The organism is Acinetobacter bouvetii DSM 14964 = CIP 107468 (assembly GCF_000368865.1).
Classification (GTDB): Bacteria; Pseudomonadota; Gammaproteobacteria; order Pseudomonadales; family Moraxellaceae; genus Acinetobacter; species Acinetobacter bouvetii.
In genome coordinates this window covers 61,123-87,637 of record NZ_KB849728.1, presented here as the reverse complement: position 1 = coordinate 87,637, position 26,515 = coordinate 61,123, and the positions used below count along the sequence as shown (strand labels likewise).

At 46.9% G+C, this 26,515-nt stretch carries 26 protein-coding genes and 3 tRNA genes; 12 read left to right on the top strand and 17 right to left on the bottom strand.

Annotated features, from left to right (window positions below):
* Window positions 1–4: 4 nt before the first annotated feature.
* The 11 genes from F941_RS13300 to exaC form a co-directional block, all read right to left on the bottom strand.
* A complete protein-coding gene (locus F941_RS13300) occupies window positions 5–1,375 on the bottom strand; it encodes a phosphohexomutase domain-containing protein (protein WP_005012217.1) in 1,371 nt (456 codons plus the stop codon).
* 69 nt (window positions 1,376–1,444) lie between these two features.
* Window positions 1,445–3,283: a glutamine--fructose-6-phosphate transaminase (isomerizing) gene (gene glmS, locus F941_RS13295; RefSeq protein WP_005012215.1), complete on the bottom strand. Its 1,839-nt coding sequence runs from the start codon at window positions 3,281–3,283 to the stop codon at window positions 1,445–1,447.
* Between the two features lie 12 nt (window positions 3,284–3,295).
* Window positions 3,296–4,660, bottom strand: coding sequence for a bifunctional UDP-N-acetylglucosamine diphosphorylase/glucosamine-1-phosphate N-acetyltransferase GlmU (glmU, locus tag F941_RS13290; protein WP_005012214.1), 1,365 nt, complete (start codon window positions 4,658–4,660; stop codon window positions 3,296–3,298).
* Between the two features lie 21 nt (window positions 4,661–4,681).
* Complete coding sequence (locus F941_RS13285) at window positions 4,682–5,203, bottom strand: phosphatidylglycerophosphatase A family protein (RefSeq protein ID WP_005012213.1); 522 nt, start codon at window positions 5,201–5,203, stop codon at window positions 4,682–4,684.
* Complete coding sequence (thiL, locus tag F941_RS13280; protein ID WP_005012211.1) at window positions 5,181–6,098, bottom strand: thiamine-phosphate kinase; 918 nt, start codon at window positions 6,096–6,098, stop codon at window positions 5,181–5,183. Before thiL ends, F941_RS13285 begins: the two co-directional genes overlap by 23 nt.
* Window positions 6,099–6,117: 19 nt before the next feature.
* Window positions 6,118–6,567 carry a transcription antitermination factor NusB gene (gene nusB, locus F941_RS13275; RefSeq protein ID WP_005012209.1) on the bottom strand — a complete coding sequence of 150 codons (450 nt, stop codon included), beginning with the start codon at window positions 6,565–6,567 and terminating at the stop codon, window positions 6,118–6,120.
* Window positions 6,568–6,571: 4 nt separating this feature from the next.
* Window positions 6,572–7,042, bottom strand: coding sequence for a 6,7-dimethyl-8-ribityllumazine synthase (gene ribH / locus F941_RS13270; RefSeq protein WP_005012203.1), 471 nt, complete (start codon window positions 7,040–7,042; stop codon window positions 6,572–6,574).
* 11 nt (window positions 7,043–7,053) lie between these two features.
* A complete protein-coding gene (gene ribBA, locus F941_RS13265; protein WP_005012202.1) occupies window positions 7,054–8,175 on the bottom strand; it encodes a bifunctional 3,4-dihydroxy-2-butanone-4-phosphate synthase/GTP cyclohydrolase II in 1,122 nt (373 codons plus the stop codon).
* Between the two features lie 353 nt (window positions 8,176–8,528).
* Window positions 8,529–8,666: a hypothetical protein gene (locus F941_RS16575; protein ID WP_018573171.1), complete on the bottom strand. Its 138-nt coding sequence runs from the start codon at window positions 8,664–8,666 to the stop codon at window positions 8,529–8,531.
* Between the two features lie 3 nt (window positions 8,667–8,669).
* Window positions 8,670–9,572 (bottom strand): LysR family transcriptional regulator, encoded by a 903-nt coding sequence (locus F941_RS13260; RefSeq protein WP_005012201.1) that lies wholly within the window; start codon window positions 9,570–9,572, stop codon window positions 8,670–8,672.
* A 267-nt stretch (window positions 9,573–9,839) separates the two neighbouring features.
* Window positions 9,840–11,351 carry an acetaldehyde dehydrogenase ExaC gene (gene exaC, locus F941_RS13255; protein WP_005012199.1) on the bottom strand — a complete coding sequence of 504 codons (1,512 nt, stop codon included), beginning with the start codon at window positions 11,349–11,351 and terminating at the stop codon, window positions 9,840–9,842.
* A gap of 207 nt (window positions 11,352–11,558) precedes the next feature.
* Between exaC and F941_RS13250 the strand changes: the two genes are divergently transcribed.
* The gene (locus tag F941_RS13250; RefSeq protein WP_026253474.1) at window positions 11,559–12,746 is read left to right on the top strand and encodes a sigma-54-dependent transcriptional regulator family protein; all 1,188 of its coding nucleotides are present in this window, start codon (window positions 11,559–11,561) and stop codon (window positions 12,744–12,746) included.
* Window positions 12,747–12,754: 8 nt separating this feature from the next.
* Here F941_RS13250 and F941_RS13245 read toward each other — a convergent pair whose 3' ends face one another.
* Window positions 12,755–13,723, bottom strand: coding sequence for an alpha/beta hydrolase (locus F941_RS13245; protein WP_005012196.1), 969 nt, complete (start codon window positions 13,721–13,723; stop codon window positions 12,755–12,757).
* Window positions 13,724–13,913: 190 nt separating this feature from the next.
* Window positions 13,914–15,125, bottom strand: a complete 1,212-nt coding sequence (gene mdh, locus F941_RS13240) for an iron-dependent methanol dehydrogenase (RefSeq protein ID WP_005012190.1) — start codon at window positions 15,123–15,125, stop codon at window positions 13,914–13,916.
* Between the two features lie 351 nt (window positions 15,126–15,476).
* Here mdh and F941_RS13235 point away from each other — a divergent pair, with 351 nt between their 5' ends.
* The 5 genes from F941_RS13235 to F941_RS13215 all read left to right on the top strand — a co-directional run bounded on the left by F941_RS13235 (window position 15,477) and on the right by F941_RS13215 (window position 21,267).
* Window positions 15,477–16,223 (top strand): helix-turn-helix domain-containing protein, encoded by a 747-nt coding sequence (locus F941_RS13235; protein WP_018573174.1) that lies wholly within the window; start codon window positions 15,477–15,479, stop codon window positions 16,221–16,223.
* A gap of 117 nt (window positions 16,224–16,340) precedes the next feature.
* Entirely contained in the window at window positions 16,341–17,300 is a 960-nt protein-coding gene (locus F941_RS16845; protein ID WP_026253475.1) for a PDR/VanB family oxidoreductase, read from the top strand.
* Between the two features lie 41 nt (window positions 17,301–17,341).
* The gene (locus tag F941_RS13225; protein ID WP_005012184.1) at window positions 17,342–18,430 is read left to right on the top strand and encodes an aromatic ring-hydroxylating oxygenase subunit alpha; all 1,089 of its coding nucleotides are present in this window, start codon (window positions 17,342–17,344) and stop codon (window positions 18,428–18,430) included.
* 129 nt (window positions 18,431–18,559) lie between these two features.
* Window positions 18,560–19,783 carry an OprD family outer membrane porin gene (locus F941_RS13220; RefSeq protein ID WP_005012181.1) on the top strand — a complete coding sequence of 408 codons (1,224 nt, stop codon included), beginning with the start codon at window positions 18,560–18,562 and terminating at the stop codon, window positions 19,781–19,783.
* Window positions 19,784–19,896: 113 nt separating this feature from the next.
* A complete protein-coding gene (locus F941_RS13215) occupies window positions 19,897–21,267 on the top strand; it encodes an MFS transporter (protein ID WP_005012180.1) in 1,371 nt (456 codons plus the stop codon).
* 290 nt (window positions 21,268–21,557) lie between these two features.
* On the opposite strand, the gene F941_RS13210 is transcribed toward F941_RS13215, so the two are convergent.
* The 3 genes from F941_RS13210 to F941_RS13200 form a co-directional block, all read right to left on the bottom strand.
* A tRNA-Gly gene (locus F941_RS13210) sits at window positions 21,558–21,633 on the bottom strand.
* A 46-nt stretch (window positions 21,634–21,679) separates the two neighbouring features.
* A tRNA-Gly gene (locus tag F941_RS13205) sits at window positions 21,680–21,755 on the bottom strand.
* Between the two features lie 47 nt (window positions 21,756–21,802).
* Window positions 21,803–21,875 (bottom strand) — tRNA-Gly (locus F941_RS13200).
* 234 nt (window positions 21,876–22,109) lie between these two features.
* Here F941_RS13200 and F941_RS13195 point away from each other — a divergent pair.
* From F941_RS13195 to F941_RS13175, 5 genes are all read left to right on the top strand, one after another.
* On the top strand, window positions 22,110–22,418 hold the full coding sequence (locus F941_RS13195) for a BolA family protein (RefSeq protein ID WP_005012178.1): 309 nt from the start codon (window positions 22,110–22,112) through the stop codon (window positions 22,416–22,418).
* A 16-nt stretch (window positions 22,419–22,434) separates the two neighbouring features.
* The gene (locus F941_RS13190) at window positions 22,435–22,827 is read left to right on the top strand and encodes a SirB2 family protein (RefSeq protein ID WP_026253476.1); all 393 of its coding nucleotides are present in this window, start codon (window positions 22,435–22,437) and stop codon (window positions 22,825–22,827) included.
* Window positions 22,828–22,941: 114 nt separating this feature from the next.
* Window positions 22,942–23,778 carry a ParA family protein gene (locus F941_RS13185; RefSeq protein WP_005012175.1) on the top strand — a complete coding sequence of 279 codons (837 nt, stop codon included), beginning with the start codon at window positions 22,942–22,944 and terminating at the stop codon, window positions 23,776–23,778.
* Between the two features lie 13 nt (window positions 23,779–23,791).
* Window positions 23,792–24,199: a hypothetical protein gene (locus tag F941_RS13180; RefSeq protein WP_005012173.1), complete on the top strand. Its 408-nt coding sequence runs from the start codon at window positions 23,792–23,794 to the stop codon at window positions 24,197–24,199.
* Between the two features lie 331 nt (window positions 24,200–24,530).
* Window positions 24,531–25,124, top strand: a complete 594-nt coding sequence (locus tag F941_RS13175) for a LysE family translocator (protein WP_005012172.1) — start codon at window positions 24,531–24,533, stop codon at window positions 25,122–25,124.
* A 33-nt stretch (window positions 25,125–25,157) separates the two neighbouring features.
* On the opposite strand, the gene F941_RS13170 is transcribed toward F941_RS13175, so the two are convergent.
* Window positions 25,158–25,787 (bottom strand): DedA family protein, encoded by a 630-nt coding sequence (locus F941_RS13170; protein WP_005012171.1) that lies wholly within the window; start codon window positions 25,785–25,787, stop codon window positions 25,158–25,160.
* Window positions 25,788–25,979: 192 nt separating this feature from the next.
* On the opposite strand from F941_RS13170, the gene F941_RS13165 reads away from it, so the two are divergent.
* Window positions 25,980–26,396 (top strand): DoxX family protein, encoded by a 417-nt coding sequence (locus F941_RS13165; protein ID WP_005012170.1) that lies wholly within the window; start codon window positions 25,980–25,982, stop codon window positions 26,394–26,396.
* Window positions 26,397–26,515: the final 119 nt, after the last annotated feature.

The following is a 26,515-nucleotide window of genomic DNA, read 5'->3' as shown; positions in this document are numbered from 1 at the left end:
AAGATTAGCCCTGAATCAATCTGGTCAATTCATCGACATAATCTTGCATTGGCTTAGGATTTTGATCTGCGCGGCTTTCAATATTCAAGCGCAGCAAAGGTTCCGTATTGGAAGCGCGCACATTGAAACGCCAAGCGCCAAAATCAAGACTCACGCCGTCTGTGTGATCAATGGCGGGCTTTTGCTCAGCATAATAATCAAAAATCTTTTGGATGGTGAGCTGCGTATCGGCCACTTTAAAGTTGATTTCACCCGAGCAAGGGAACTTTTCAATCATTCCTTCCACCAGTGAAGACAGTGTTTGCTGGGTTTCAGACAATACAGAAATGGCCAGCAACCAGGGAATCATGCCGCTGTCGCAATAGGCGAAATCACGGAAGTAATGATGGGCGCTCATCTCACCGCCGTAAACGGCATTGTGTTCACGCATTTTTTCTTTGATGAAGGAATGGCCTGATTTGGATTGAATCGCTTCGCCTTGGTATTTTTCGACAATATTGAAAGTATTCCAGACCAAACGCGGGTCATGCACAATTTTCTCACCTGACTGCTTCAGCAGGAAGGCTTGAGCCAATAAGCCGACAATATAATAGCCCTCAATGAATTGGCCCTTTTCATCAAACAGGAAGCAGCGGTCGAAGTCGCCATCCCAGGCAATACCCATGTCAGCGCCATGCTGCAGTACCGCATGACGGGTACTTTCACGGTTTTCCACTAAGATTGGATTAGGGATGCCGTTTGGAAAAGTGCCGTCTGCTTCATTATGAATTTTAATCAATTCAACAGGAATATTCAGCTGTTTAAATTTTGCTTCAATGGCATCAACCACATGGCCTGCTGCGCCGTTGCCGGCATTCATGACTAATTTCAGCGGGCGGATTTTTGCAGGGTCAATATAGGTCATCAAATGTTCAATGAACTCAGGCAAAATATTGTATTTGCCAGTTGTGCCTTTCGTCACAACATCAGCAAATTCGCCAGATTCAGCCAGAGCTTGAATCTCTTTCAGGCCAGTATCGGCACTGATGGGGCGGGCATTTTCACGCACCAGTTTCATGCCGTTATAGTCCATGGGATTGTGGCTGGCGGTGACTTCAATGCCGCCCTGCACATCCAAATGGAATGCGCCGAAATAGACTTCTTCCGTGCCTGTCATGCCAAGGTCAAGCACATTAACGCCCGCGTCATTTAAGCCTTTAATCGCCGCCTGTTTCAAATCTTCGCTGCTTAATCGGATATCGCATCCGATCACGATGGTTTTGGGCTGATAAATCTGACCATAGGCGCGGCCAATGTTATAGGCAATCTCCTCATTAAGTTCAGTGCCGAGTTTGCCCCGAATATCATAAGCTTTGAAACAGGTCAGTTGGGTCATCATTGTTCTCATCTAATAGGCATAAAAAAGGCTGGAATAACCAGCCTTTTCAGTTTTTATGGTCTGTACTTATTCTACAGTTACAGATTTGGCTAAGTTCCGAGGCTGATCCACATCAGTGCCGCGCAGGACGGCAACATGGTATGACAGCAATTGTACTGGAATACTGTAGACGATTGGAGCCAAAACAGCGCTGATATTCGGCACATGTACGACATGCTGGCGATCCTTGCCTTTAATGCCGCTGTTGACATCGGCAAAGACAAACAATTCACCGCCGCGCGCCTGAACCTCTTCCATATTGGATTTCAGCTTGTCCAGCATGTCATCTTGCGGCGCCAGAATCACCACCGGCATGTCATTGTCGACCAGCGCCAATGGGCCGTGCTTCAACTCGCCGGCAGCGTAGCCTTCGGCATGAATATAGGAAATTTCTTTCAGTTTCAGCGCGCCTTCCAATGCAATCGGGAATTGCGTGCCGCGGCCTAAGAATAAGCAATGCTGCTTTTCTTTAAACAATTCAGACAGGCGCAGAATGGCTTCATTGTTTTGCAGGGTATCCAAAATCACTTTTGGCGTATGCCACAATTCAGCGGTAATGGCTGCAATTTCTTCAGCAGAGATGGTGTTTTTGACCTGGCCAATTTTCAGGATCAGCAGCATCAATGCCGCCAATTGAGTGGTAAAGGCTTTGGTTGATGCCACCCCAATTTCAGGGCCTGCCAGAGTCAGCAGGCTGTGGTTGGTTTCACGCACCATTGATGACGTTGCCACGTTGCAGATGGTCAGGGTTGAGATGCTTAGGCCTTTGGCCGCGGCGCGCTTTTGCGTGTCGCGGAGCGCCGCTAAAGTATCTGCCGTTTCACCAGATTGGGAAATGCAGATATACAGCGTGCTGCCGACAATCACAGGTGAGCGGTAACGGAATTCGCTGGCAATCTCAACTTGCGCAGGCACATCAATCAGCTGTTCAAACCAGTATTTGGCAATCATGCCGGCATGGTAGCTGGTGCCGCAGGCAATAATTTGCACTTGCTGGATTTGGCTGAAATCCGCTTCTGCATTTTTCAGGAAGTCCGCGCGCAGGCTGTTGCCGTTGAGGGCTTGAGAAATCGTTTGCTGAATCGCTTCCGGCTGTTCATAAATTTCTTTCAGCATGTAATGCTTGTATTCGCCTTTAGAGGCGTTGCTGACAGTTGCATCCAGTTCTTTCACTGGACGCTCAACACGCTTGCCGTCAGCAAAGACTTCAATGCTGGTGCGGGTCAAGCGGGCAATATCGCCTTCTTCCAGATAGATAAAGCGGTTGGTGATCGGCAGCAGCGCCAGCTGGTCAGAGCTGATGAAGTTTTCGCCAATGCCGACGCCAATGACCAGCGGCGAGCCTTCACGGACCGTAATCAATTCATTAGGGTGGTCGGTATGCACAATACCCAGCGCATAAGCGCCTTTCAGCTGCGGCACCACTTGGCGCACAGCTTCCAGCAGGCTTGGGGTAGATTTCAGCGCATCATTGACTAAATGCGCAACCACTTCAGTATCTGTTTGTGAAGTGAAAACATAGCCCAGCGCTTCAAGATCATCTTTGAGTTCTTGATAATTTTCGATGATGCCGTTGTGCACCACAGCCACATTGCCTGAAACATGCGGATGCGCATTGTTTTCAGTCGGTTTGCCGTGCGTTGCCCAGCGGGTATGCGCTATGCCGAGCGAGCCTGCAATATGCGATTCATTCACGGCTTGTTCAAGATTGGCCACTTTCCCGACGCGGCGTTCGCGCAGCACATGGCCGCCGTTAATCAGCGCAACACCCGCTGAATCATAGCCGCGGTATTCAAGGCGCTTTAAGCCTTCAATTAAAATATTTGTAATGCTGCGTTCAGCAATGCCGCCGACAATACCACACATAGTAAAACCCTCTTATTTCTTAATCTTTTGCGGACGCGGATAATCTTCTTTGACAAATTGTTTAGAGCGTTCTACGGCTAAGCAGTTGTCAGCGACATCACGGGTAATGGTTGAACCGGCGCCGACGGTCGCGCCGTTGCCAATTTTCACAGGCGCAACCAGCGAGCTGTTGGAGCCAATAAAGGCGGCATCGCCGATAATGGTTTTGAATTTGTTGGCGCCGTCATAGTTGCAGGTAATGGTGCCTGCGCCAATGTTAGAGCCGGCGCCGACTTCAGCATCGCCTAAGTAGGTGAAGTGATTGGCTTTAGAGCCCAATCCAATGCTGGAATTTTTCACTTCAACAAAGTTGCCGATATGCACTTCATCCGCCAGTTTTGCCCCTGGGCGCAAGCGGGAGAAGGGGCCAATCTGAGTATTTTCACCCACAATGGCGCTGTCAAATACGCTGTATGGCTGCACTTTGGTGCCTGCGGCGATGGTGGTGTTTTTAATCACGCAGCCTGCGCCGATTTCAACGTTATCGCCAAATGCGCAGTCGCCTTCAATAATGACATTGATATCGATGCGCACATCTTGGCCGACAGTCAGCTGGCCGCGCAAATCGAAGCGGCTTGGGTCAATGAGATGCACGCCTTGCTGCATCAGCAGCTTGGCTTGATAGGTTTGGAATTCACGTTCTAAAGCCGCCAGCTGTACGCGGTCATTCACGCCTTCAACTTCAAAAGCGCGCTCGGGTTCTACCGAAGCCACTTCTAAGCCGTCTGCAATCGCCATCGCCACGATATCCGTCAGGTAATATTCACCTTGTGCATTGCTGTTGGATAAGTTCGGCAGCCACTCATGCAGTTTGGCATTGCTGACACAGTAAATGCCGGTATTGATTTCTTTAATTTGGCGCTGTTCATCAGAAGCGTCTTTATGCTCCACAATGGCTTGGATTTTGCCGTTTTTACGCACGATGCGGCCATAACCTGATGCATCAGGCAGGGTCAGTGTCACTAAGCCGATGCCGGTATGTTGCGCGGCATCCAGCAGTTTTTGCAGGGTTTGCTGGCTAATGCAAGGCACATCGCCGGATAAAATCAAAGCTTGGCCGTCTTTCGGCAGCACAGGCAGGGTGACTTTAACCGCATGGCCAGTGCCTAACTGCTCAGCCTGCTCCACCCACTGCACGTGTTCATGCGCAAACTCATTTTGAACGAGATTCCCGCCATGTCCGTAAATTGTAATAATATTATCAGCTTGAAGTTTTTTTGCAGTCTCGATGACATGGCCAAGCAAAGGACGGCCAGCAAGCGGCTGAAGGACTTTTGGCAAGCTGGAACGCATGCGTGTCCCTTTACCTGCTGCGAGAATGATAACGCTAGTAGACATGTCAGATCCTAGGAGTATTTATCATATAGACGTGAAATAAAAATAAATGCAGATACAGAGCGCAGCCCAAATACCGGCAATGATATCATCCAGCATAATGCCGAAACCGCCGCCAACCTGACGGTCAATCACACTGATCGGCCAAGGCTTCCAGACATCAAACAGCCTGAATAGGCCAAATCCGATGAGTGCCCAGAACCAGCTCATGCTGCCCAGATAAATCAAAGGCAAGAAGGTAATGGATTGGCCGGCAAATTCATCCCATACAATCCGGCCATCATCGTGGACACCCATGACTTTGGCCGTTTGACCGCAGATGTAGATGCCAATGAGCGACATTAGAATAATCGCAATAATGGTGCCGGAAAAGCCAATTGCAAGCCAGAGCGGAATGAACAGTAAAGCAAATGCGGAACCGAAGGTGCCCGGCGCCTTGGGCGCCAGGCCAGAACCAAAGCCAACACCGCAAAACACGATGCAGCGGTCCCGCCAGCTCATTTGCTTGAAGTTGATTGCCGGTTTATGCAAAATGTTGATACCCATGAAATTGAATGGAACAATTTACGCCATTCTGTAAATAAGTTAATCCCAAATTTTGGGTAATTTGTCCAATAATTGTAAGATTTACATCTAATTTTTGCTGCATTAGCAGCTGATAGTTGTGCGGGCTTATTGTAAAGCATAACTCATAGTCATCGCCACCGGCTAAAGCCAGCTGCCATTTTTTTTCTTGTTCTAATTTTGCAACTTCAGGAGAGACGGGAAGGCTTTCCAAATGCACAATTGCGCCCGCATTTGAGGCATCCAAAATATGCCCTAAGTCTTGCGCTAATCCATCTGAAATATCAATCATGCTGGTGGCTAAGCCTTTCAGCTGTTGACCCAGCTGGCAGCGCGGAGAGGGATAGTCCAGGCGCTTTTGCAGCGGATGGCCCAAATGCCGCAGGCCGTAAGCGGCGTCACCAACCGTGCCGCTGACGCAAATGAAATCACCGGGCTGCGCGCCTGAACGGGTCACCGCTTTGCCGGATTCAATCCAGCCGAGCGCCGTCACGGTAATTGTCAGGTGGGGGCTTTGTGTCGTATCGCCGCCAATTAAACTTACGCCAAATTGATCGCAGCAATCGTATAAGCCCTGACTGAAGCCTTTGAGCCAGCCGTGATCAATTTGGGGTAAGCTCAATGCCAATAAGATGCTGTGCGGTTTCGCGCCCATTGCGACAATATCAGATAAATTGACGGCAACAGATTTCCAGCCAATGGCATGTGGATGTGTATCGAGGGGAAAATGCCAGCCAGCAACCGAAGTATCGGCGCAAATGACCAATTGTTGCTGTGGTGGAGGGGTGAGCAGGGCTGAGTCGTCCCCAACACCTAAATCGACAGAATTTGCATTCTTGCGGTTGAAATAGGTGTCGATAATTGAGAACTCAGCCATACGCGCAAATCAACTTAAATTATTGAGCTTGCTGCTTTTCTGCTGCACGTAGAGTCGTTGCTAAACGGTCCAATACACCATTGATGTATTTATGGCTGTCTGCGCCGCCAAAATGTTTAGCCAGTTCAATCGCTTCGTCTAAAACAACGCGGTATGGAATTTCCAGATGCTCTTTCAATTCATAGGCGCCAAGACGGAGCGCCGCCCGTTCTACGCCGTCCAGCGCAGAAAGTTCGCGGTCCAGTACAGGAATTAAGAGCGCATCCAATGCTTCATGATTGGCAACCACTTGAGTCAACAATTCATGATAATAGCTTAGATCCACTTTGTGCATGGCATTTTCCACACGCGTGCGTGCTTCAATCTCATGCACTGGATTGTGGCTCATCTGCCATTCATAAATTCCTTGCACAGCAAAACGACGTGCTTTGCGTTTTGCTGCATAAGTTGCTTGAAGTGTTTGCGACATAGCGTTAAATAGCCTTTAACAAGTTAACCATTTCAATAGCAGTCAAGGCAGCTTCGCCGCCTTTATTGCCTGCTTTTGTACCCGAGCGTTCAATCGCTTGTTCAATGCTGTCCGTAGTCAATACACCATTAATCACCGGCAGGCCAGTATTTAGGCCAACCACGCCTAAACCTTTCGCGCATTCGCCAGCAACGAAATCGAAGTGAGGCGTGCTGCCGCGGATCACTGCGCCGAGCGCAATCACGGCATCAAAACGTTCAGTTTCCGCTAATTTTTTAGCCACCACTGGAAGTTCCCATGCGCCTGGTGCATGAACAACAGTGATATTATCCTCTGATACGCCATGACGTTTCAATGTATCAATTGCACCGTCCAGCAGATGTTCGACAACAAAGCTGTTAAAACGGCCAACCAGGATCGCGTAACGGCCTTCGCTCGCGAGATGTAACATACCTTCAATACGGCGAACTGCCATAGCAACCTCGATTATTTCTCTGATGTTTGGTTTGCGGTGATATATTCCACCACTTCTAAATTAAAGCCTGACAGCGCATTGAAGCGTAAAGGTGAGCTCAACAGCTTCATCTTTTCGACGCCTAAGTCACGCAGAATTTGCGCGCCCACGCCAATGGTTTGGTACTGCTGAGACAGCGCGGCGCTAGATTTGGTCGGTTTTGGCGAACACAGGCTGTCTAGGGCTGGGCCCAAGTCCTGCAAATGGCGCTGGCCAATCCAGACTAAGACGCCGCGGTCGCTGTTGGCGATTTCTTTCAGCGCTTTATCTAAATTCCAAGCGGGTTCGCCGTCTTGCTTGTTGATTTTCAGCAAGTCGCGTGCAGGGCTGAAGCCGTGTACACGGACTGTGGTGACACCTGCTTTAGGCTCACCTTTCACCAGCGCCAAATGAATATCCGGGTTGCCGATTTCACGGTAGCGGAATAATTCAAAGGTGCCGTATTCAGTATCCAGTGTTTGCTGGTCAATACGTTCAACCGTCTGCTCATTGGTCATGCGGTAATGAATCAGATCCGCAATGGTGCCGATTTTCAGGCCGTGTTTTTCTGCAAACACTTCCAAGTCAGGGCGGCGCGCCATCGTGCCGTCTTCATTGATAATTTCACAAATCACCGATGCCGGTTCTAAACCCGCCAGGCGTGACAAATCACAGCCGGCTTCGGTATGGCCTGCGCGGTGCAGTACGCCGCCCGGCTGCGCCATTAATGGGAAGATGTGGCCCGGCTGGACGATATCTGCAGGTTTGGCATGCGCAGCAACCGCTGTTTGGATGGTATGCGCGCGTTCAGCAGGAGAAATGCCTGTCGAAATGCCTTTAGCGGCTTCAATCGACAGCGTAAAGTTTGTGCCGTGCTGAGCGCCGTTGGCATCCACCATGAGCGGCAGTTTCAGCTGTTCGCAGCGTTCACGGCTGAGTGTTAAGCACACTAAACCGCGGGCATGGGTAATCATGAAGTTAATGTCTTCAGGGCGAACATGAGTCGCTGCGATGACTAAATCGCCTTCATTCTCACGGTCTTCATCATCCATGAGGATAACCATTTTACCTGCACGAATATCTGCGACGAGCTCTTCAACTGTATTGAGCGGCATCAGCCTTCACCTTCTTCTTCGTCTTCTGTGAAGACACTAAACTTGTATGGATTGCTGCATAGTCTAACGTTTTTTTACGTCCTTTGCCTATGCTTATCATTTTCCCTTTCAGGTTCATTGTTATACACAGTCCGAGCCGACTTTTAAAGTCAGCTTTATTTCAAAAGAATGCATATGTGTATAATCTTTAAACGATTGAAAAGAATGAAAAATGACAAAGTTATATCGCAGGCGCATAAAACGGCATTCAATTTGGCGGCGCAGCATTTAAAATATGCAAATTCAGCATTTTTTGATCAATTGATCCTGCATAACCGAAAAATCAGCTCTATTTAGGTCTGGATTTGCCGCCTTTATCCAGAGTCCGCTGTTAAAAATTCACGCATCATGGCTTTTTGGGACCTTAAGATCAGCAGATGGGCGTACAGATGCTGCCATATGCCGAACAGCAGGCCAGGCAGCATCCCTGAACGGCTGCTTGGCTGAAGCATGCGCTATTGATCATCGCCGATAAAACTTTTTTGCAGCTCAGCGGCAGCTTGATGCACCGCTTCATCGGCAGTTTTACTCCAAATCAAGCAAACTTTGGATGGCGCAGGCGCAGGATCAAGCGCAATCAGTTTGACGGCAGCAGGAAGCTGGCTGCGGAACTCTTCCGGCACAATGCAAATGCCGAGGCCCGCATCAACTAAATCAAGCTGGCAGGCCTTGCGTGAGCGGATGGATGATTTTTGCGGATAAAATCCATGATTGATACATAAATTTGCAGCTAAATAGCTTAATCCGCCGCGCTCCGCATGCGGTGTGGAGACAAATTGCTGTTGGCTTAATTCGGCAATACTGATGCAGTCTTTTTGCTGAAAAAAGGGATCATCCTGATGCACGGCCGCATAGAGCGGCTGCGCATACAGTTCGGCGCAGTGCACATCCTGCAAATTCCGACGGGTTGGCGGGCGAATCAAGCCCAGGTCAATCCCGCCATTCAGGACGGCTTCAATCTGCTGTTCGGAAGACAGGGTGCTGATTTCCACTTCGAGTGTGTATTTTTCGCAGAGTTTATGCAGAGACTGAATTTTGATGAAATCCATCACGATGCTGCTGGAATGCGCCAGCTGCAGGCAGCGCCCGTGTCCATGGGCAATGCTGTTCGCGGCGTCGATGGAATGTTCAATATTCAATAAATGCATTTTCAGCTTTTGATAAAAAGATGAGCCTGCCGCCGTCAGCTGAATTTTCTTGTCCGTGCGGTCAAATAAGCAGAATCCAATCTCTTCTTCCAGCATTTTAATCTGCCGGCTTAAGGCGGACTGGGCAATGAACAGCTGTTCAGAAGCGGCGGTAAAACTGCCGTGCTCGACGATAGCAATGAAATATTGAAACTGTTTCAGGGTCTTCATATCTTGAAATGAGATAGGTTGCTATAAATTTTATATTAGATTAGATCGTTTATTTTGCCTATGTTGAAGACATGATTTTTTCGGAAGTGTTCAGCATGCGTCAAATTGCAGCGGTTTGGCTGATCTTGTTTTTGCTGTGCTTAGGTGCGCAGCAATTTGATTGTTTTAAATTCGGCAGATTTTTAGAATCGGCCGATCTGAGTGAGTAAAAAGTGAAAGAAAAGCGGACTGGTGTCCGCTTTTCTTTGAGATGGATCAATGAACAGCTTAGAAGAAGCCCATTGCTTTGGTAGAGTAGCTTACCAGCAGGTTTTTGGTTTGCTGATAATGATCAAGCATCATTTTGTGGTTTTCACGGCCAATGCCTGATTTTTTATAGCCGCCAAAGGCTGCGTGCGCAGGGTAGATGTGGTAGCAGTTGGTCCATACGCGGCCCGCTTGAATTGCGCGGCCGGCGCGGTAAGAGGTATGCGCAGAGCGTGACCAAACCCCAGCGCCGAGACCGTAAATGGTGTCATTGGCGATTTTGATGGCTTCATCAAAATCTTTGAAAGTGGTGACCGACAATACGGGGCCAAAGATTTCTTCCTGGAAAATCTTCATGCTGTTGTCGCCTTTGAAAATAGTCGGCTCGATGTAGAAGCCTTCGCCTACTTCTTTGCGTTCGCCGCCGCCCGTGAGAACTTGAGCGCCTTCCCCGCGGCCTGTTGCGATACAGCCTAAGATTTTCTCCTGCTGCTCTTGAGATGCCTGCGCGCCAATCATGGTCTCAGTATCCAGCGGATGGCCTGTCTTGATGCGTTTAACGCGTTCAATGGCTTTTTCAAGGAATTTGTCTGCAATGCTTTCATGCACCAGTGCGCGTGATGGGCAGGTGCAGATTTCACCTTGGTTCAGGGCGAACATGGCAAAGCCTTCCAGCGCTTTATCCAGGAAATCATCATCCTGATCCATAATGTCTTCAAAGAAGATATTCGGTGATTTGCCGCCGAGTTCCAGCGTTACTGGAATAATATTTTCGGTGGCATATTGCATAATCTGCTGGCCAACAGCTGTAGAGCCGGTAAAGGCAATTTTCGCAATACGCGGATTGGTCGCCAGCGGGCGGCCCACTTCGACACCGTAGCCATTGACAATATTCAGTACACCCGCCGGCAATAAATCCTGAATCAGTTCAGCCAGAACCAGAATGCTGACTGGGGTTTGTTCAGCAGGCTTTAAAACAATGCAGTTGCCTGCGGCCAATGCCGGCGCCAATTTCCACGTCGCCATTAAAATAGGGAAGTTCCACGGAATAATTTGCCCGACCACGCCCAACGGCTCATGAAAATGATAGGCAATGGTGTCTTCATCAATTTCTGAAATGCCGCCTTCCTGCGCGCGGATGCAGCCTGCAAAATAGCGGAAGTGGTCAATCGCTAGAGGAATGTCCGCCGCTAAAGTTTCACGGACAGGCTTGCCATTGTCCCAAGTTTCCGCCACAGCCAGCAGTTCTAGGTTTTGCTCCAGGCGGTCTGCAATTTTCAGCAGCAGATTCGAGCGTGTGGTGGGAGAGGCGCTGTTCCACGATGCTTTGGCTGCATGGGCGGCATCCAGCGCCAATTCGATGTCAGCGGCAGAGGAGCGCGGAATTTGAGTGAATACTTTGCCATCGACAGGGGAGATGTTGCCGAAGTATTCTCCATTTACAGGCGGCACCCATTTGCCGCCAATAAAGTTTTCATATTGTGATTTAAATTGAATTTTTGAACCGGGTTGATTGGGATCGACGTAACGCATATGAAAATTCCTTTGCTTATTATGGTGTGCTTTATCTCAAAGCTTACGGCTTTGGTATAAGGTACTTTTGTACATTATTTAACTAGCATACCTAATATAAGGTTGGAAAAAGGTTGGTTGAATGACGGTTTACAACCTTTAGACAAATGGTTACAAGGATAGCAATTACAGGGAAAGATGATCAGTCATAGCTTGAGAAGCTAAAGGATGACAGTGATGCAGAATTTAGTAGAAAAAAGGAAGCAAATAGAGAAATTTAGGCAAAGCAGCAGCCTATCGCCCATGCATGCTGAACTGCTGGGGCAAAGCATACACAGTTCCTGGCAGCGCTCCAGAACCGCCGAAATTCCTCAAGGCCGTTCGGCGGCGCCTATGCTGCCTGTGGCCAAGCAGGCGCCGAATGCGCTGCAGCAGGCTTTGACACACTGCGCTGAAGATTTAAAGCATATTGCACAGCAGTCTTCGATGGTGGTGGCGGTTGGGGATGTCGGCAGCACCATTATATGGACAGCCTCCAGCCAGCAAATGCAGAGCGCAGCTGAAAGCGTGCATTTTATGGAGGGCGGGCAATGGAAAGAAGAACTGGTCGGCACCAATGCGCTGGCATTGTCTTTAAAAACCCAGCAATCCAGCTGCGTCTTTTCCAATGAACACTATATGGCGTCCATTCATGACTGGGTGTGCTATGCCGCGCCGATTATTGACCCTTATTCCAAGCAGATTCTGGGGGTGATTGATTTATCCACGACATGGAAAAATCACAATAGCTTAGGTTTGCTGGCTGCTGAGCGCTGCGCTTCGATTATTCAGTCGGCGCTGCAGGAGCAATATAAGCAGCAGCTGTATATTCGGGCATTTTCGGCCTCGCAAGTACTGTTTAACGGCAAAGTGCTGGTCATGACTCCGCGGCAGATTGAAATTTTAACGATTTTGGCGCTGTGCCCGCAGGGCATGACCTTAGATACTTTGCATCAGGCGCTCTATGGCGAGCGCAAGGTCAGCATCGGCACCTTAAAAGCGGAAATGTCGCAGCTGCGCGATGTATTGGGTGGCATGCTGGGATCCCGGCCTTATCGGATTTTAGCCAACGTTGAAGCGGACTTCCTGCTGGCGGAGCAGGCGCTGGACGCCGGCTATACCGAATCTGCGCTGAAATTGTGTTCAGGCGTTTTCCTGGCGAAAACGGAAAGTCCATTTTTATGCGCTTGGCGGGACTGTTTAGAGTCGCGCCTCAGCGATGCGATTTTTAAGGCCAATGAAACCGATGTGCTGCTGCGCCATGTGGCGCGGTTTCCTGAAGCCATTGATGCGGTGGAGCGGCTGATTGAGCTGATGCCCAAGCAGCATCCGATTCATCAAACGCTGCTGAAGCAGAAGCTCTACGGCAGCAGCTGATGGACACGCTACAGGCCTTTATCGGCCAGCCATTGAAACAGCTGCTGATAAACGCTGTCGCGGACAGACTTCTGGGACAGCACTAAATCATGCAGGCCATTTGGTATGCTTTGCACCGTGACATCTCCCTGAATTTTTTTGGCATATTTTTGAATATCCTTAACCCCTAAAATCACATCGCTGGTCTGGGCGTCTTTGCCCCATTTGCGCGGATTTTTAGTTTGATTCGAGTGCATCACCAGCACCGGCACATCAATTTTAACGCCTCGGTGAATCTCTTTTTGCGCTTCAAAAATCGCCCTGACAAAGCTTAAGCGCACCTTTGGATACGCTGTTTTTTTCCAGTCCAGGCTGAAGTCCCATTCGCCCTTTAAATCTTTATGCAGGCTGGCGGTATACCATTTATTCAGTTCGCTGGGGAACTGCAGGTCGGGAAAGATCTTGCCGATCCGGCTCAGGTTCGGCAGCCCTAATTTGCGCTTAACCGGATTCATGTTGAAATCGTAAAAAGGGCTGTTGACCCATAGCGCTTTAATCAGCGGATGATTGGGATGATGCGCCGCATACAGTGTAGTGGTCAGGCCGCCGGTTGAGTGGCCGCACAGCAATACCGAATCGTGGCCTTCAGCGCCAATAATCTCTAAAGCTTGGGTAATTTCAGCATCATATTCCGCAATATCACGCACGTTGTAATATTTTTGATGCGGCAAAATGGAGCGGCCGTATTTTCTTAAATCCAGCGCGTAAAAGTCAAAACCGTGCTGATTGAACTGTTCCGCCATTTCCGTTTGAAAAAAATAGTCAATAAAGCCATGAATATACAGTACGGCTTTTGGTGTGCTTTGCGGGGCTTTTTTGCGAATTAGGGTGGCAATGACTTTGCCTTCATAATCATCGGGGAAGTGCAGCGCGGCTTGTTCATAGCCTGCGCCGAGGATATCCGGCTGGTATGCGACAGGGGGCTGAGTTGCTGACATAATTTGCTCTGGTTGTTATTGTCATGAAGCTTCTTATCCTTGATGAAGTCCAAAATTTTGTCAACCGCAAACAAAAAAAGACAATTTAAGTGCACGGGCCAGACAGGATGAGGCAGCCCCGAATGAAACAGTATGGACATCTGTTTCATTCCACTTAAATTGTCAAAGCAAACAAAAGGCGCAGCAGGGATTAGACGGCCGCTTTAAAATCCAGCACGGATGCATTTGATTTGAGCGCAGCTTTGAAGATGTCGACTACTTGAGCATGCGTCGCTTTACGCGGGTTGGTCAGCATGCAGGCATCTTTTTGCGCATTTTCAGACATAACGGCCAAATCCTGCTCTTTCACCCCCAGTTCTGAAAGGCTGGATGGAATGCCAATCGATGCGGATAATTCGCGAATCGCGTCAATGGCGGCATATGCGGCTTCTGTCACAGTTAAACCGTCAGTGTTCACCCCCATCAGTTCAGCAATGCGCGCATAGCGGTCAGGACAGGCAATCAGATTGAATTCACAGACGTGCGGCAATAATACTGCATTGCAGACCCCATGCGGCAGGTTGTAGAAACCGCCGAGCTGATGGGCCATGGCATGCACATAACCCAAAGATGCATTGTTGAAGGCCATGCCCGCTAAATATTGCGCATAGCTCATGGCATCGCGCGCTTCGAGGTTTTCGCCATTGGCCACTGCCGGGCTGAGCCATTCGCTGATCATTGAAATCGCTTTTTCTGCGCAGGCATCGGTAATTGGCGTTGCCGCAGTTGAGACGTATGCTTCAACAGCATGGGTTAATGCATCCATACCTGTAGCTGCTGTTAATGCGGCCGGTTTGGCAACCATCAGTTTCGGGTCGTCAATCGCAATCAGCGGGGTGCAGCGCCAGTCGACAATCGCCATTTTGACATGCGTGTCAGTATTGGTAATGATGCAGAAGCGGGTCATTTCTGAAGCTGTGCCTGCTGTGGTGTTAATGGCAATCAGCGGGGTCATCGGCACCGTGCTTTTATCAATGCCTTCATAGTCACGGATGTGGCCGCCGCCAGCTGTGACTAAGCCAATGCCTTTAGCGCAGTCATGGGAAGAGCCGCCGCCCAGAGATACAATAAAATCACAGCCTTGTTCGTTATAAGCAGCAACGCCGTTGTGGACATTGATGTCGGTCGGGTTCGGCTCTGCGCCGGGGAAGATGTGGCTGTCTACGCCGGCTTCTTTTAAATAGCCCGCAATGGTGTCTGCAACACCAAATTTAAATAAACCGGCATCTGTCACAATCAGCGCTTTCTTCGCGCCCAGATTTTGCGCTTTGCCGCCGATTTCTTTGGCGCAGCCTGGGCCAAAGAGCGATACGCAAGGGATGTAAAAACCGTTCGTTTGATCTGCAATATTTTTAAAAGCCATGGTGCGATTCCTTCTACCATTCATTGTCGTCATTGTTATGGGTGATGCTCACCGTAAAATGAGTATTGAATAGCGGTTCTGAAAATTACACCTACCAAAGACCTACCAAAGATAAGGGATTGCTGGCACGCTATCAGATTTCATTTTTAAGAATTTGATATTTATTTAATTTTTTGGTTTTTAAAAAATTTTAAGCGCGCTTTTCATGCCACTAAGGTCGATATAACCCGAGTCGGCTAGAACACATCAGCCATGGCTTGAGCGCTGTAACAATATTTTGCTATGAAAAGCGGTTTCATCTTGTGCGGAAACTTAATATATTCATTAAACTCATCTCAAAGGATTTGCATGATGAATGAACGTAGAAATTTGACGAACTTTCTTGATCTGGTTGCGCTGATGGGACATCCGCAATTTGATTCGTCTTTATTGGCCTGCCTTGCAGAGTGGGTGCAAGCGAAGCACTTTTCTATTTTGAGGGTGGAAGATCAGTCTCCAGCCCTATTGTTATGCGGCACATATAATGATCATCACAGCGTCCCTTTGCGCTGCGGCCAGTCGTATGTACAGCGCTTTCATGCTTATGATGATTTATATCAAAATTTAGTGAATCAAGAGCTTCAGCAGCATCAAATACTGACTGGGCAGGTGTGTGCGGATGATATTGTTTTTTCACCCTATCGGCGTGAAATTTACGAACAAAACAATTTAATTCAGCGCTTGTGCGGTTTTTATCGAGATGAAAATAATCATCCGATTTTATTTAATTTATACCGCCATAAAGAGCAGGGCTTTTATTCGGATCATGAAATTGCCAATTTTGAACAGATGATTCCTGCATTGTCTAAGCTGATGCATGGTCATTTAGCATTACAAGCCCAACCTGATTTTAAAGTCCAGCTATTGAAAAGACAGCCTTTGCTGGCACCGCAAGAAATTGAAGTCTGCGCTTTGGTTTTAAAGGGAATGAGCTATGCCGGCATTGCGGTTACGATGGGGCTGAAAGAGTCGACGGTCAAAACCTACCGCAACCGCGCCTTTGATAAATTGGGGATTCATTTCAAAAACCAGCTGTTTGCAATGTTTATGCACGCTTAAATATATTGAGCGAGTCTTTCAGGCCATGGACGTCCTCTTTTTGGGGGACAAGGCCGCGTAAGGATGTTGTATATATTTCAGAACATATAGGGAATATATGGAATGGAAGCCTTCGCTATGGAACGTTCAGCATTCGAACTGCGCATTACTGACTTCAAGTCAGAAGCTAAAGATATTGTGGTGCTGGAACTGCAGCATCCGGAAAAAAAGCCATTAAGCCCTTTTACCGCAGGTTCACATTTGGAAGTGTATTTGCAAAACGGCTGTATCCGGCATTATTCATTGCTGAATTGTCCCAGTGAAACGCATCGTTATGTGATTGCTGTTGGACTTGCGCCAAATGGGCGCGGCGGTTCACAAAATATTCATCAGGCTTTGCGTATGGGGGATTTGCTGAAAGTGAGTCCGCCGCGAAACAATTTTAGTTTAGTCGATGCGCCTGAATATTGCTTTATTGCCGGCGGCATAGGCATTACGCCGATTTTGTCTATGCTCCGCAGATGCATAGCGCAAGGGAAAAAATGGCGGTTATTTTACAGCGTGCGCAATAAACAGCGCGCTGGGTTTTATGAAGAACTGCAGCAGTTATCGGAGAGCAATATTCATTTTCATTTCAATGATGAGCATGAAGGGTGTCAGCTCGATATCAGCAAGGTGGTTGCTTCATTGTCTCCAGAAGAACATCTCTATTGCTGCGGCCCTGAGGCTTTAATGCAAAGCGTGAAGGATGCTGCCGGCCATCTCCCTGCGCAGCATGTGCATTTTGAATGGTTCAGTGCGCCAGCCTCAGTACCGGCAGCAACCGATAGCGGAGGATTTCGGGTCAAATTAAAACGCTCCGGGCAAGAAATACCGGTGATGGTGGACCAGTCAATCTTAGATGCCTTAGAGCAAGCCGGAATGGATTTGCCATTTTCATGCCGTGCCGGGATCTGCCGCACCTGTGAAGTCACGGTATGTTCAGGAACGCCGGATCATCTAGACATGATTTTAAGTGATGAAGAAAAAGCTGCAAATACATCGATGCTGATTTGTGTGTCTCGCGCCAAAAGCGCAATGATTGAGCTTGATCTTTGACTGTGAAATAAATATTCAAATCAAAAAAATAGGGAAATAACATGACGATTCCAGTAGTGAATATTATTGAAGCTTGCCGTAAAGCCAGCGATAAAATGGCCAATAAAGATACGCCATTAATTTTAAATGAATGGTATGTGGCTGCGTTTAAAGATGAGGTCGGCCGTGAACTCTTAGCGCGGAAAATTTTAAATAAGCGTGTGGTGATGTACCGTACTTTGGACGGGGCGCCAATTGCGCTGGAAGACCGCTGCGCACACCGGTCATTCCCGCTGTCTAAAAGCCATTTAGACGGTGACAATATTATCTGCGGCTATCATGGCTTTAAATATAGCTGCACGGGTGACCTGGTTGAAATTCCGTCACAAAGCAAATGCCCGCATGGGATTGGCATTAAAACCTATAAACTGGCAGAAACTGGGCCATTGGTTTGGATTTGGCTGGGGGATCAAAGTCTTGCGGATGAGTCGAAGATTCCGCATTTGCCTTGGTTGGAGAACCCAAATTGGGCATGTACATCGGGCTATTTTTTCCATCCAGGAAATTATGTCAGCATGCATGAAAACCTGATGGATTTAACCCATTTAACCTTTTTGCATGCTGCCACAATTGGCACGCCAGACTATGCCAGCGCGCCGTATAAGACCGAATTAAAGGATGGGCATTACAAACTCATTCGTGAAGTTGTACCCACGACTTTATCGCCAGTTTGGGGGCAAACAACAGGCTTGGCGGGAAAAGATACCGCTGCGCGCATTGCAACCTCAGAATTTTTGTCTCCAGGCTTACATCAGGTCAGTGTGAAATTTTATGATTCGGCACTGGATGAAGAAACGCGTGAAAATTATAAAATTCATACCGCGCATATTTTGACCCCGGAAACCAACAATACCATGCATTATTTTATTGTTCACGGCCGCGATTTTGCCTTAAATGATGAACACATTGAACGTTTTATGCATGAGCAATTATTTGCAGCCTTTCAAGAGGATGTTGAGGGTTTAGGCGCATTGGAAGCGATTTTAGATGATCAGGATGAGCATCATTTTGAAATTTCTGTCGCCAGTGACTCACCCGCAGTTGCAACACGCATTTATTTAAAAAAACGTGCCGAACAAGAGAAAGGCTAAATTAAAGTTAAAGGCATATTTAAATTAAATTGAAATACGCCTTTAGTCGGGGTATGATTTTAAAAAAATAGTTAATATATTAATTAAAGTTGAAAGTGTGTAAATGGACTTCACCTCGGAAAATGGAAAATGATGATGAGATCAAAAAAAATCAAGCTTTTGAGCTTGGCGATATTAAGCATAGGGCTTTCTCAAAATGCGCTTGCAGAAGATCATTGGAAGCTTTTTTTGAAAAATGCATATATTGATCGTGATTTTGATAATGATGCAGTTAAAGATACCGGCAGTTGGTCGCAAGCCATTTCATTATTTTATGATTCAAAATTTCAAGATACGCCAATCGATCAGCTGCAAATTGGCCTGGATGCAAATGTGCAATATGCAGTGCGTTTGAGCAATGATAAGCATGCCGCTGATTCGGTGCTGCCTTTCGATGCGCAGAGCCAAAAGCAGGCCTCTGACTATGCTAAATTTGGGGGCGCAGTAAAACTCAAATATAAAGAGAATGTGCTGAAGGTCGGTGAGATTTGGTCTGACTCGCCGGTTGCAAATATTGATGCGAGCCGCCAGTTGGTCGGTACGTATTTGGGGGGAACTCTAAGCAGTACCGTCAATGATCATTTGAGTCTTGAGCTGGGTGTGCTCAGCAAATATTCAGCACGCAATGATGATCAGTTCAGAAAGCTATCCTATACCCAAAATGGCAATAAAATTCAGTCAGATGGGATGAGCTATATCGATCTTAAATATCGCGTGAATGATCAGCTGAAAGCAGCGTATTCATTTGCGCATTTAGAAAATATTTTCAATAAACACTATGTGGGTTTAGAGCATAACTATGCTTTGAATGCGGATACCCAGCTCAATTCTAAAGTGCGTTATTTCAATGTGCAAGACACCGGCTCAATTGCAGCTATTGACAGCCAAAATATTGGTGTGATTGAAACCGTAAAATATAAAAATCATACCGTGGCTGCCGGCGTGCAAAAAATAGTGGGAGATGCATTCCCTGCGCTGGATGGCTACATTCCAGAGCTTTACTTTGTGAACTGGAATGTCACCGGGTTTTTCAAAAAGAATGAACAAACGTATCATTTCATCTATGGTTATAATTTTAAAGATTATGTGCCAGGCCTAAATGCCTTGGTTAAATACTCATACGGTGAAAAAATTAAACTTGCGGATGGTATTGAAAATAATGAATCAGAGCTGAATCTCATCGGTGCCTATAATTTTCAGCATGATTATTTGAAAGGTATGGGTTTGCAATATTTATTTGCAAAATATGACACTAAATATGGCAATGATTTTGATGAAAACCGTTTTTTTGTCACCTATACAAAGAAATTTTAATCACTAAATCAACTGAGTATGATGCGAAATTAATGGTTTAAATTTTTTTTACCATTTAGTTAATATATTAACAAATAAGCAGTCAAAAAACATTCTATTATATGGAGATAGAGATGGAATTAACTTCTGCAGCAGTGTCAGGCAAGGACCGCATGACCAGGGATGAGCGAAAAGTCGCCTATGCCACCATTGTGGGAACGACGGTTGAATGGTATGACTTTTTTATCTATGCGGCAGCGGCAGGCCTGATCTTTAAAGACCTGTTCTTTGCGCCGGCAGGCAATACTTTAGGAACATTGCTGGCCTTTGCCACCGTTGGCATCAGCTTTTTATTTCGTCCTTTTGGCGCCTTTTTAGCAGGGTATTTAGGGGATAAATATGGGCGCCGGATTGTTTTAGTCACGACATTGGTATTGATGGGTTTAGCCACAACATGTATTGGCTTATTGCCAACCTATGCCAGTATTGGCGTGATGGCGCCTATTTTGCTGCTGGTGCTGCGTATTTTTCAAGGGATTGCCGCTGGTGGTGAATGGGGCGGCGCTGTACTGATGGCGGTCGAGCATGCACCCAAGCATAAGCGTGGCCGTTTTGGCGCATTCCCGCAAATTGGTGTGCCCTTAGGTTTGATCCTTGCTTCGGGCATGTTTGCGCTGATGACCGGTGTGATTGCTCCAGGAGATGCTTTTGTAGAGTGGGGATGGCGCATTCCATTTTTATTCAGCGTCGTGCTGCTGTTCATTGGCCATTGGATTCGCCGTACGGTTGAAGAAAGCCCTGTTTTTGAAGAAATCAAAGAGCGTAAAAGCGCATCTCAAACACCGATTCGCGATTTATTTAAAAACCATAGCCTTGTTGTATTGTTAGCGGCCTTGGTCTTTGCAGGGAACAGTGCAAGCGGTTATATGACCACGGGCGGATTTATTCAAAACTATGCGACAAATCCTGATGGCCCTTTAGCTATGGCGCGTACGCCAGTATTGATTGCTGTCACGATGGCATCTTTCTGCTGGCTGATTACCACTTATATTTCAGGGGCCTTGTCTGACAAAATTGGGCGTAAAAAGACCTATGTCTTGGGCTGGATTGTGCAGCTTGTCGGTATTTTTGCTTTATTTCCCTTGGTAAATACAGGGATTTTCCAGCTTTTTGCGCTGGGTTTATGTTTCTTGGCAAGCGGCATTGGCTTAACGTATGGCGTGCAGTCTTCTTATTATGCTGAGCTTTTTCCTGCTTCAATTCGTTTTTCAGGCATCTCAATTTCATATGCGCTGGGTGCAATTTTAGGCGGGGCATTTGCGCCAATGATTGGTACTTGGCTTGTAAGTGTGACGGGTTCAACCGTTGCGGTTTCATACTATTTAGCATTCATGGCGACTGTTGCACTGCTTTCGACCTTGGCTATTCGTGACCGCACGGGCATTCCATTGGGGCCTGATCATGAAGCTGAACAAAACAAGTCACCGCTGGTATGGCGCAAATAATTTTGGTGATGTGATATTGATTTAAATTAAAAGCTCCAATGTGTTTGGGGCTTTTTTCATGCCTGTGGCTAAGAAGATAGGTGGCCGTAAAGATCAGGTGATTTCAATTTAGTACTTCAATTGGGATTTACGTATTTTTGAGCAGAGTCAGGGGAGGGCAATGTTAAGCTGACGTAGGCGGTATTTGGCTGCTGGCTGCTCATAAAATCGTAAAAGATTTCGTTCTACGCCAATCGCTGAGAAAAAGACAATAAAAAAGCCCCAATCTTTCGATCAGGGCTTTTTGAATTTGGAGCGGGAAAGGAGACTCGAACTCCCGACCCCAACCTTGGCAAGGTTATGCTCTACCAACTGAGCTATTCCCGCGGAGTCTATCCTGTTTTTTTACTAAAAAACTGAATCGAAAAAAATTTGGAGCGGGAAAGGAGACTCGAACTCCCGACCCCAACCTTGGCAAGGTTATGCTCTACCAACTGAGCTATTCCCGCGGAGTCTATCCAATTTTTTAAATAAAAAACCGAATGAAAAAATTTTGAGCGGGAAAGGAGACTCGAACTCCCGACCCCAACCTTGGCAAGGTTATGCTCTACCAACTGAGCTATTCCCGCATAGCCACGTATAATACAGTAAGCAGTTTCAAGGTCAATAACTTTATGCAAAACCTTGGTTCAATTGCATAAAATAAAAACAATTTTAAGATGGTTGCTAAATATTTAAACAAAACGCTTTGATTTTAGGTGCTGCAGGCAGTGTTCTGCTGAGTTAAATTTGCTCATGACAGCGGAACCGGCGGTGAGAACACGCTATACTGAAAGCAGTTTTTTTAATTTTGGAGCGCAGCTTTGAGCTTGGAACAGCAACTCATCGAACGTTTACAGCAGTTATCGCCAAGCCATTTAGACGTGGTGAATGAATCTGCAGGCCATGGCGGCTATTTCCCAGGCAAAGAATCACATTTTAAAGCGGTGATCGTCAGTGAGGCTTTTGCTGGCTTGCGTTTGGTGCAGCGTCATCAAAAAGTCTACGCAGCGGCAGGCGATTTATTAGGCCCGGGCAGTATTCATGCGCTGGCGATTCACGCCTATTTGCCTGAAGAATGGAAAGGGCAGGATACCTCCAGCCCTGACTGCGCGCACGCTCCAAAGCCTTAACGGACATTGAATGAATATGGAAACTCAATTGCTGATTAAAATCATTCATATGTCCGCGGTTACATTGGCTGTTTTGGCCATTTTCATCCGGGCCTTTACGCTGTTTAAGGGGGTGCAGGGCAATCAGCCGAACCCAGCAGGCCGAAAGCTGTTTGTGGCGCTGCAGCATTTATCCATGACGCTGATTGCAGCGACAGGTATTGCGCTATTAGTGATGAAAAACTTTGATGTGCAGCCATGGTTTTATGCCAAAGTAGTACTGTTTTTAGTCATGTTGTCGTCATTAAGCAAGGCCTACCGTAAAACTGATACTGTACAGCTGCAGCAGCGCCGCGCAGGCTTATTCTTGGCGGCTGTGGCCTTGCTTGCCATTATTGGCTTGGTCATGATTAAGCCGAACTTTGGCTGATCTTCAGGCAGGGATGCTTTAGGATGCATAAATTGTCAGACATAATAAATTGCACATAAACTGTTCTCAGGTAGACTGAGAACAGTTTAAATAATAATGAGATAGAGGGGTTTTATGCGTACACGAGTGGTGTTTAACCAAAAAGGCGGTGTGGGGAAATCCAGCATTACAGTAAATTTGGCGGCCATCAGCGCGCATCAGGGCTTAAAAACGCTGGTGATTGATTTGGACCCGCAGGCCAATTCCAGCCAGTATTTGCTGGGGGATGACGCGACGTATTCGGCCGATAAGCCTGCATTGGAACCCAATATTGAAAATTATTTTGAAGAAGTGCTGGGCACGCAGCAAAGCAAAGGCTTGCTGGGCAATGCCATTGGTTCAATTTTAAAAAACCGTTCTAAAGGATTGGACAGTTATGTGCACCAATCGCCGTTTAAGAATTTAGATGTCATTCCTGCCAGCCCAAGCCTAGGCGCTTTGGCTTATGCGCTCGAGTCTAAGCATAAAATTTATAAGCTGCGCGATGCGCTGCAGCAGCTGAGCGGAAAATATGAGCGTGTGTTTATCGACACGCCGCCTGCGTTTAACTTTTTTACGCTGTCGGCATTGATTGCCTCCGACCGGGTACTGATTCCGTTTGATTGTGATGTTTTTTCAAAACGCGCACTGCAAACACTGATTGAAAATGTGATTGAAACGCAGGATGACCACAATGACGGTTTGGAAATCGAAGGCATTGTGGTGAATCAATTTCAGGCGCAGGCCAAGCTGCCGCGTGAAGTGGTGCAGCAGCTGAAGGATGAAGGATTGCCGGTGCTTGAAAATATGCTGCCGCCGTCAGTTTTGATGAAAGAATCGCATCATAAAAATCAGCCGTTGGTGCATTTGGCAGCAGATCATAAATTGACGCAGGCCTATCAATCATTGTTCAATGAAATTGAGCAAAAATAAGATCGAGACATTTATGAAAGCAAGCACATTCAGCCTTCTCAAGTTAAGCCTTTTGGCCGCCAGTTCACTGCTGTTGGGCGCATGCGCCACGGCGGTAAAGCCAACCTATGTTTCACCGACACAGTACCAGTCACTGAATTGTTTTCAATTGCAAAGCGAATATAACCGCATTCAGGAATATTTGAATAATGGCGTACAGCCTGCCAAGCGTACAGGCATGGGAGTAGGTGTCGGTTTAGGCGGCGGCTGGAGCAATCACGGCGGCTGGGGCATTGGCCCTAGTGTTTCGGTCAATATGGGCCAGTCTTCCAATACCAAAAAGACAGAAATTGCCCGTTTGATGGGCGAACAGGAAGCCGTGCTTCAAGCCGCTAAATTTAAAGGCTGTCCGATGATTCCACGGACAGCCGCTGCGCAATAATAGCATTTCATGCATGCACCCTCATGCTCAGCCTGCTTCTGCAAAATAGGCTGAGCATGAGAAAAGTGTAATAAAACTTGTCGATGTATCCCTGCATTTTCAAATATCTGCTCCGTGCTTATGGGGAAGATGATTTTTTGATGTTAAATATTTGAAAAATATAAAATAAAATTAACATTGATTTTATGTGCAAAACTGTTCCAGTGCTCTCAATTCTGCATTTATTTCCTGTGATGCCGGCCGTAAAATTCTTTTTTAGCCTGATCTGTACTTGTTTTTATAAATTATTTTCAGCTAAGGTGTGCCCACTTTTGCATAGTTCCGGGTTTTTATGATTGAGAGTTGGCTTTTTGTTTTAGCAATGATTGCGGTACTGATGACGCCAGGCCCGACCAATGCATTGCTGGCAAGCTCAGCGCATCAACAGGGCATCGCGAAAACCAGCTTATTTATTCCTGCAGAATTTTTTGGCTATTTTTATGCCATTAATCTTTGGGCTTTATTGATTCATTTAAGTGCGCCCATTTGGCCAAATTTAATTCATATTCTGCATTTTTTGAGTATGGCCTATGTGTTTTGGCTGGCTTTCCGTCTGTGGAAGTCTTCAGACTTGCATAAGCACAATCAGCGTTTCACGTCTATCCGTCCGCGCCAGCTGTTTTTTTCAACGCTTAAGAATCCGAAAGCGCTGCTGTTCGCTGCCGGCATTTTGCCGCTGGAAACATGGGGAAATTCCACCAATTTTATCTTGGTTTTTGCGGTATTCAGTCTGGTGCTGCTGCCGTGCGCCTTGTTTTGGATGTCTTTTGGGCGCGCAATTCTGTCTGGCGATACCAAGCAGATCAAAGCCGATCTTTTATATAAGGGATCGGCCATGATGCTGGTGCTGTGCATGCTGCCTGTGCTGATCCGCTTTTTTTCTTGAGCGGAAAGCGCAGATGGCCGCGGCGCCGAAGAATCAGTTTTTCTTCATTTTTTGGCGGATAAAGCCAATAATGCCCGGCAAGACGCTGATAATGATAATGCCGAAAATTAAATGCGTGAAGTTGTCTTTCACAATAGGCATGTTGCCGAACAGATAGCCCAGCAGAATGAATGAACCTGTCCAGCACAGCGCGCCAATGACATTGTAGCTCAGGAAAAATTTATAATTCATGCTGCCGGCGCCAGCCACAAAAGGCGCAAAAGTGCGGGCAAAAGGGATAAAGCGGGCAAAAATAATGGTTTTACCGCCATGCTTGGCAAAAAAGTTTTGTGTCGCAATTAAATGCTGCTTATTGATAAAGCGGGATTCAATTTCAAATACCCGAGGGCCGATGTACTTGCCGATATGATAATTCAGCGTGTCACCTAAAACTGCGGCGAGAAACAGCAAGATAAATAAAATCCAAGGATCCATTGCCCCTGTAGATGCAGCCAATGCGCCAGCGGCAAAAAGCAGGCTGTCACCCGGCAAAAACGGCATCACCACTAAACCTGTTTCGACAAAAATAATCAGGAACAGAATGCCGTAAATCCAGACACCGTAATTGGCAATGAATTCCAGCAGGTGGTCATCTACATGTAATATAAAATCAATAAGTTCCATGAGTGAAAAACAAGCAAAAATGTAATGGAATGCTATCAGCACAGTCTTGTAAAGTCAGTATTAAAACGTAATTAATTTCATTCCACATTGTTTTAAATACGGAACGCTGGGTGTTGATAATCTATATTTATTAGATAAAAGCAACGACGTACCATTGACCCATCTTCAAAATAGAATTCAAAAGGTGTCACCATGTTTAATCCAAATACTGTTGTTAAAAATCTTGTCAATCAACCCGCCGCCAATGCGGCTGTTGCACTGATTGCCCGTATTCTTATGGCGTACATTTTTCTTGTTGCCGGTTGGGGGAAAATCACGGCCTACAGTGCAACAGTCGGTTATATGGAGTCTATGGGGGTGCCGGGCGCCATGCTGCCTTTAACGATTCTGGTAGAGTTCGGCGGCGGTTTGGCATTGCTGTTTGGTTTTCAGGCACGCTTTGCGGCATTGGGCTTGGCAGTGTTTAGCCTTATCACGGCATTTTTATTTCATGGCGGCGCAGAGGACAGCATCAATTTTATGAAAAATTTTGCCATGACCGGCGGCCTGCTGTTCTTAATGCTGCAGGGCGCAGGAAAATTCAGTATTGATCAGGCTATTGAAAAATAATCCGCAGATTGAGAGCTTTTTTGCCCAGCTGTAAAATAAAGAAGCCGCTTTCAGCGGCTTCCTGCTGTTGAAAGCCAGCCGATGTGTGTCTTTTTTTGAGGAATGTGCGCCGTCAATGC

Coding starts and splice junctions, on each gene's coding strand:
- F941_RS13300 (WP_005012217.1), bottom strand. CDS start 1,375: ATGACCCAACTGACCTGTTTCAAAGCTTATGATATTCGGGGCAAACTC.
- glmS (WP_005012215.1), bottom strand. CDS start 3,283: ATGTGTGGTATTGTCGGCGGCATTGCTGAACGCAGCATTACAAATATT.
- glmU (WP_005012214.1), bottom strand. CDS start 4,660: ATGTCTACTAGCGTTATCATTCTCGCAGCAGGTAAAGGGACACGCATG.
- F941_RS13285 (WP_005012213.1), bottom strand. CDS start 5,203: ATGGGTATCAACATTTTGCATAAACCGGCAATCAACTTCAAGCAAATG.
- thiL (WP_005012211.1), bottom strand. CDS start 6,098: ATGGCTGAGTTCTCAATTATCGACACCTATTTCAACCGCAAGAATGCA.
- nusB (WP_005012209.1), bottom strand. CDS start 6,567: ATGTCGCAAACACTTCAAGCAACTTATGCAGCAAAACGCAAAGCACGT.
- ribH (WP_005012203.1), bottom strand. CDS start 7,042: ATGGCAGTTCGCCGTATTGAAGGTATGTTACATCTCGCGAGCGAAGGC.
- ribBA (WP_005012202.1), bottom strand. CDS start 8,175: ATGCCGCTCAATACAGTTGAAGAGCTCGTCGCAGATATTCGTGCAGGT.
- F941_RS16575 (WP_018573171.1), bottom strand. CDS start 8,666: ATGCTTCAGCCAAGCAGCCGTTCAGGGATGCTGCCTGGCCTGCTGTTC.
- F941_RS13260 (WP_005012201.1), bottom strand. CDS start 9,572: ATGAAGACCCTGAAACAGTTTCAATATTTCATTGCTATCGTCGAGCAC.
- exaC (WP_005012199.1), bottom strand. CDS start 11,351: ATGCGTTACGTCGATCCCAATCAACCCGGTTCAAAAATTCAATTTAAA.
- F941_RS13250 (WP_026253474.1), top strand. CDS start 11,559: ATGACAGTGATGCAGAATTTAGTAGAAAAAAGGAAGCAAATAGAGAAA.
- F941_RS13245 (WP_005012196.1), bottom strand. CDS start 13,723: ATGTCAGCAACTCAGCCCCCTGTCGCATACCAGCCGGATATCCTCGGC.
- mdh (WP_005012190.1), bottom strand. CDS start 15,125: ATGGCTTTTAAAAATATTGCAGATCAAACGAACGGTTTTTACATCCCT.
- F941_RS13235 (WP_018573174.1), top strand. CDS start 15,477: ATGAATGAACGTAGAAATTTGACGAACTTTCTTGATCTGGTTGCGCTG.
- F941_RS16845 (WP_026253475.1), top strand. CDS start 16,341: ATGGAACGTTCAGCATTCGAACTGCGCATTACTGACTTCAAGTCAGAA.
- F941_RS13225 (WP_005012184.1), top strand. CDS start 17,342: ATGACGATTCCAGTAGTGAATATTATTGAAGCTTGCCGTAAAGCCAGC.
- F941_RS13220 (WP_005012181.1), top strand. CDS start 18,560: ATGATGATGAGATCAAAAAAAATCAAGCTTTTGAGCTTGGCGATATTA.
- F941_RS13215 (WP_005012180.1), top strand. CDS start 19,897: ATGGAATTAACTTCTGCAGCAGTGTCAGGCAAGGACCGCATGACCAGG.
- F941_RS13190 (WP_026253476.1), top strand. CDS start 22,435: ATGGAAACTCAATTGCTGATTAAAATCATTCATATGTCCGCGGTTACA.
- F941_RS13185 (WP_005012175.1), top strand. CDS start 22,942: ATGCGTACACGAGTGGTGTTTAACCAAAAAGGCGGTGTGGGGAAATCC.
- F941_RS13180 (WP_005012173.1), top strand. CDS start 23,792: ATGAAAGCAAGCACATTCAGCCTTCTCAAGTTAAGCCTTTTGGCCGCC.
- F941_RS13175 (WP_005012172.1), top strand. CDS start 24,531: ATGATTGAGAGTTGGCTTTTTGTTTTAGCAATGATTGCGGTACTGATG.
- F941_RS13170 (WP_005012171.1), bottom strand. CDS start 25,787: ATGGAACTTATTGATTTTATATTACATGTAGATGACCACCTGCTGGAA.
- F941_RS13165 (WP_005012170.1), top strand. CDS start 25,980: ATGTTTAATCCAAATACTGTTGTTAAAAATCTTGTCAATCAACCCGCC.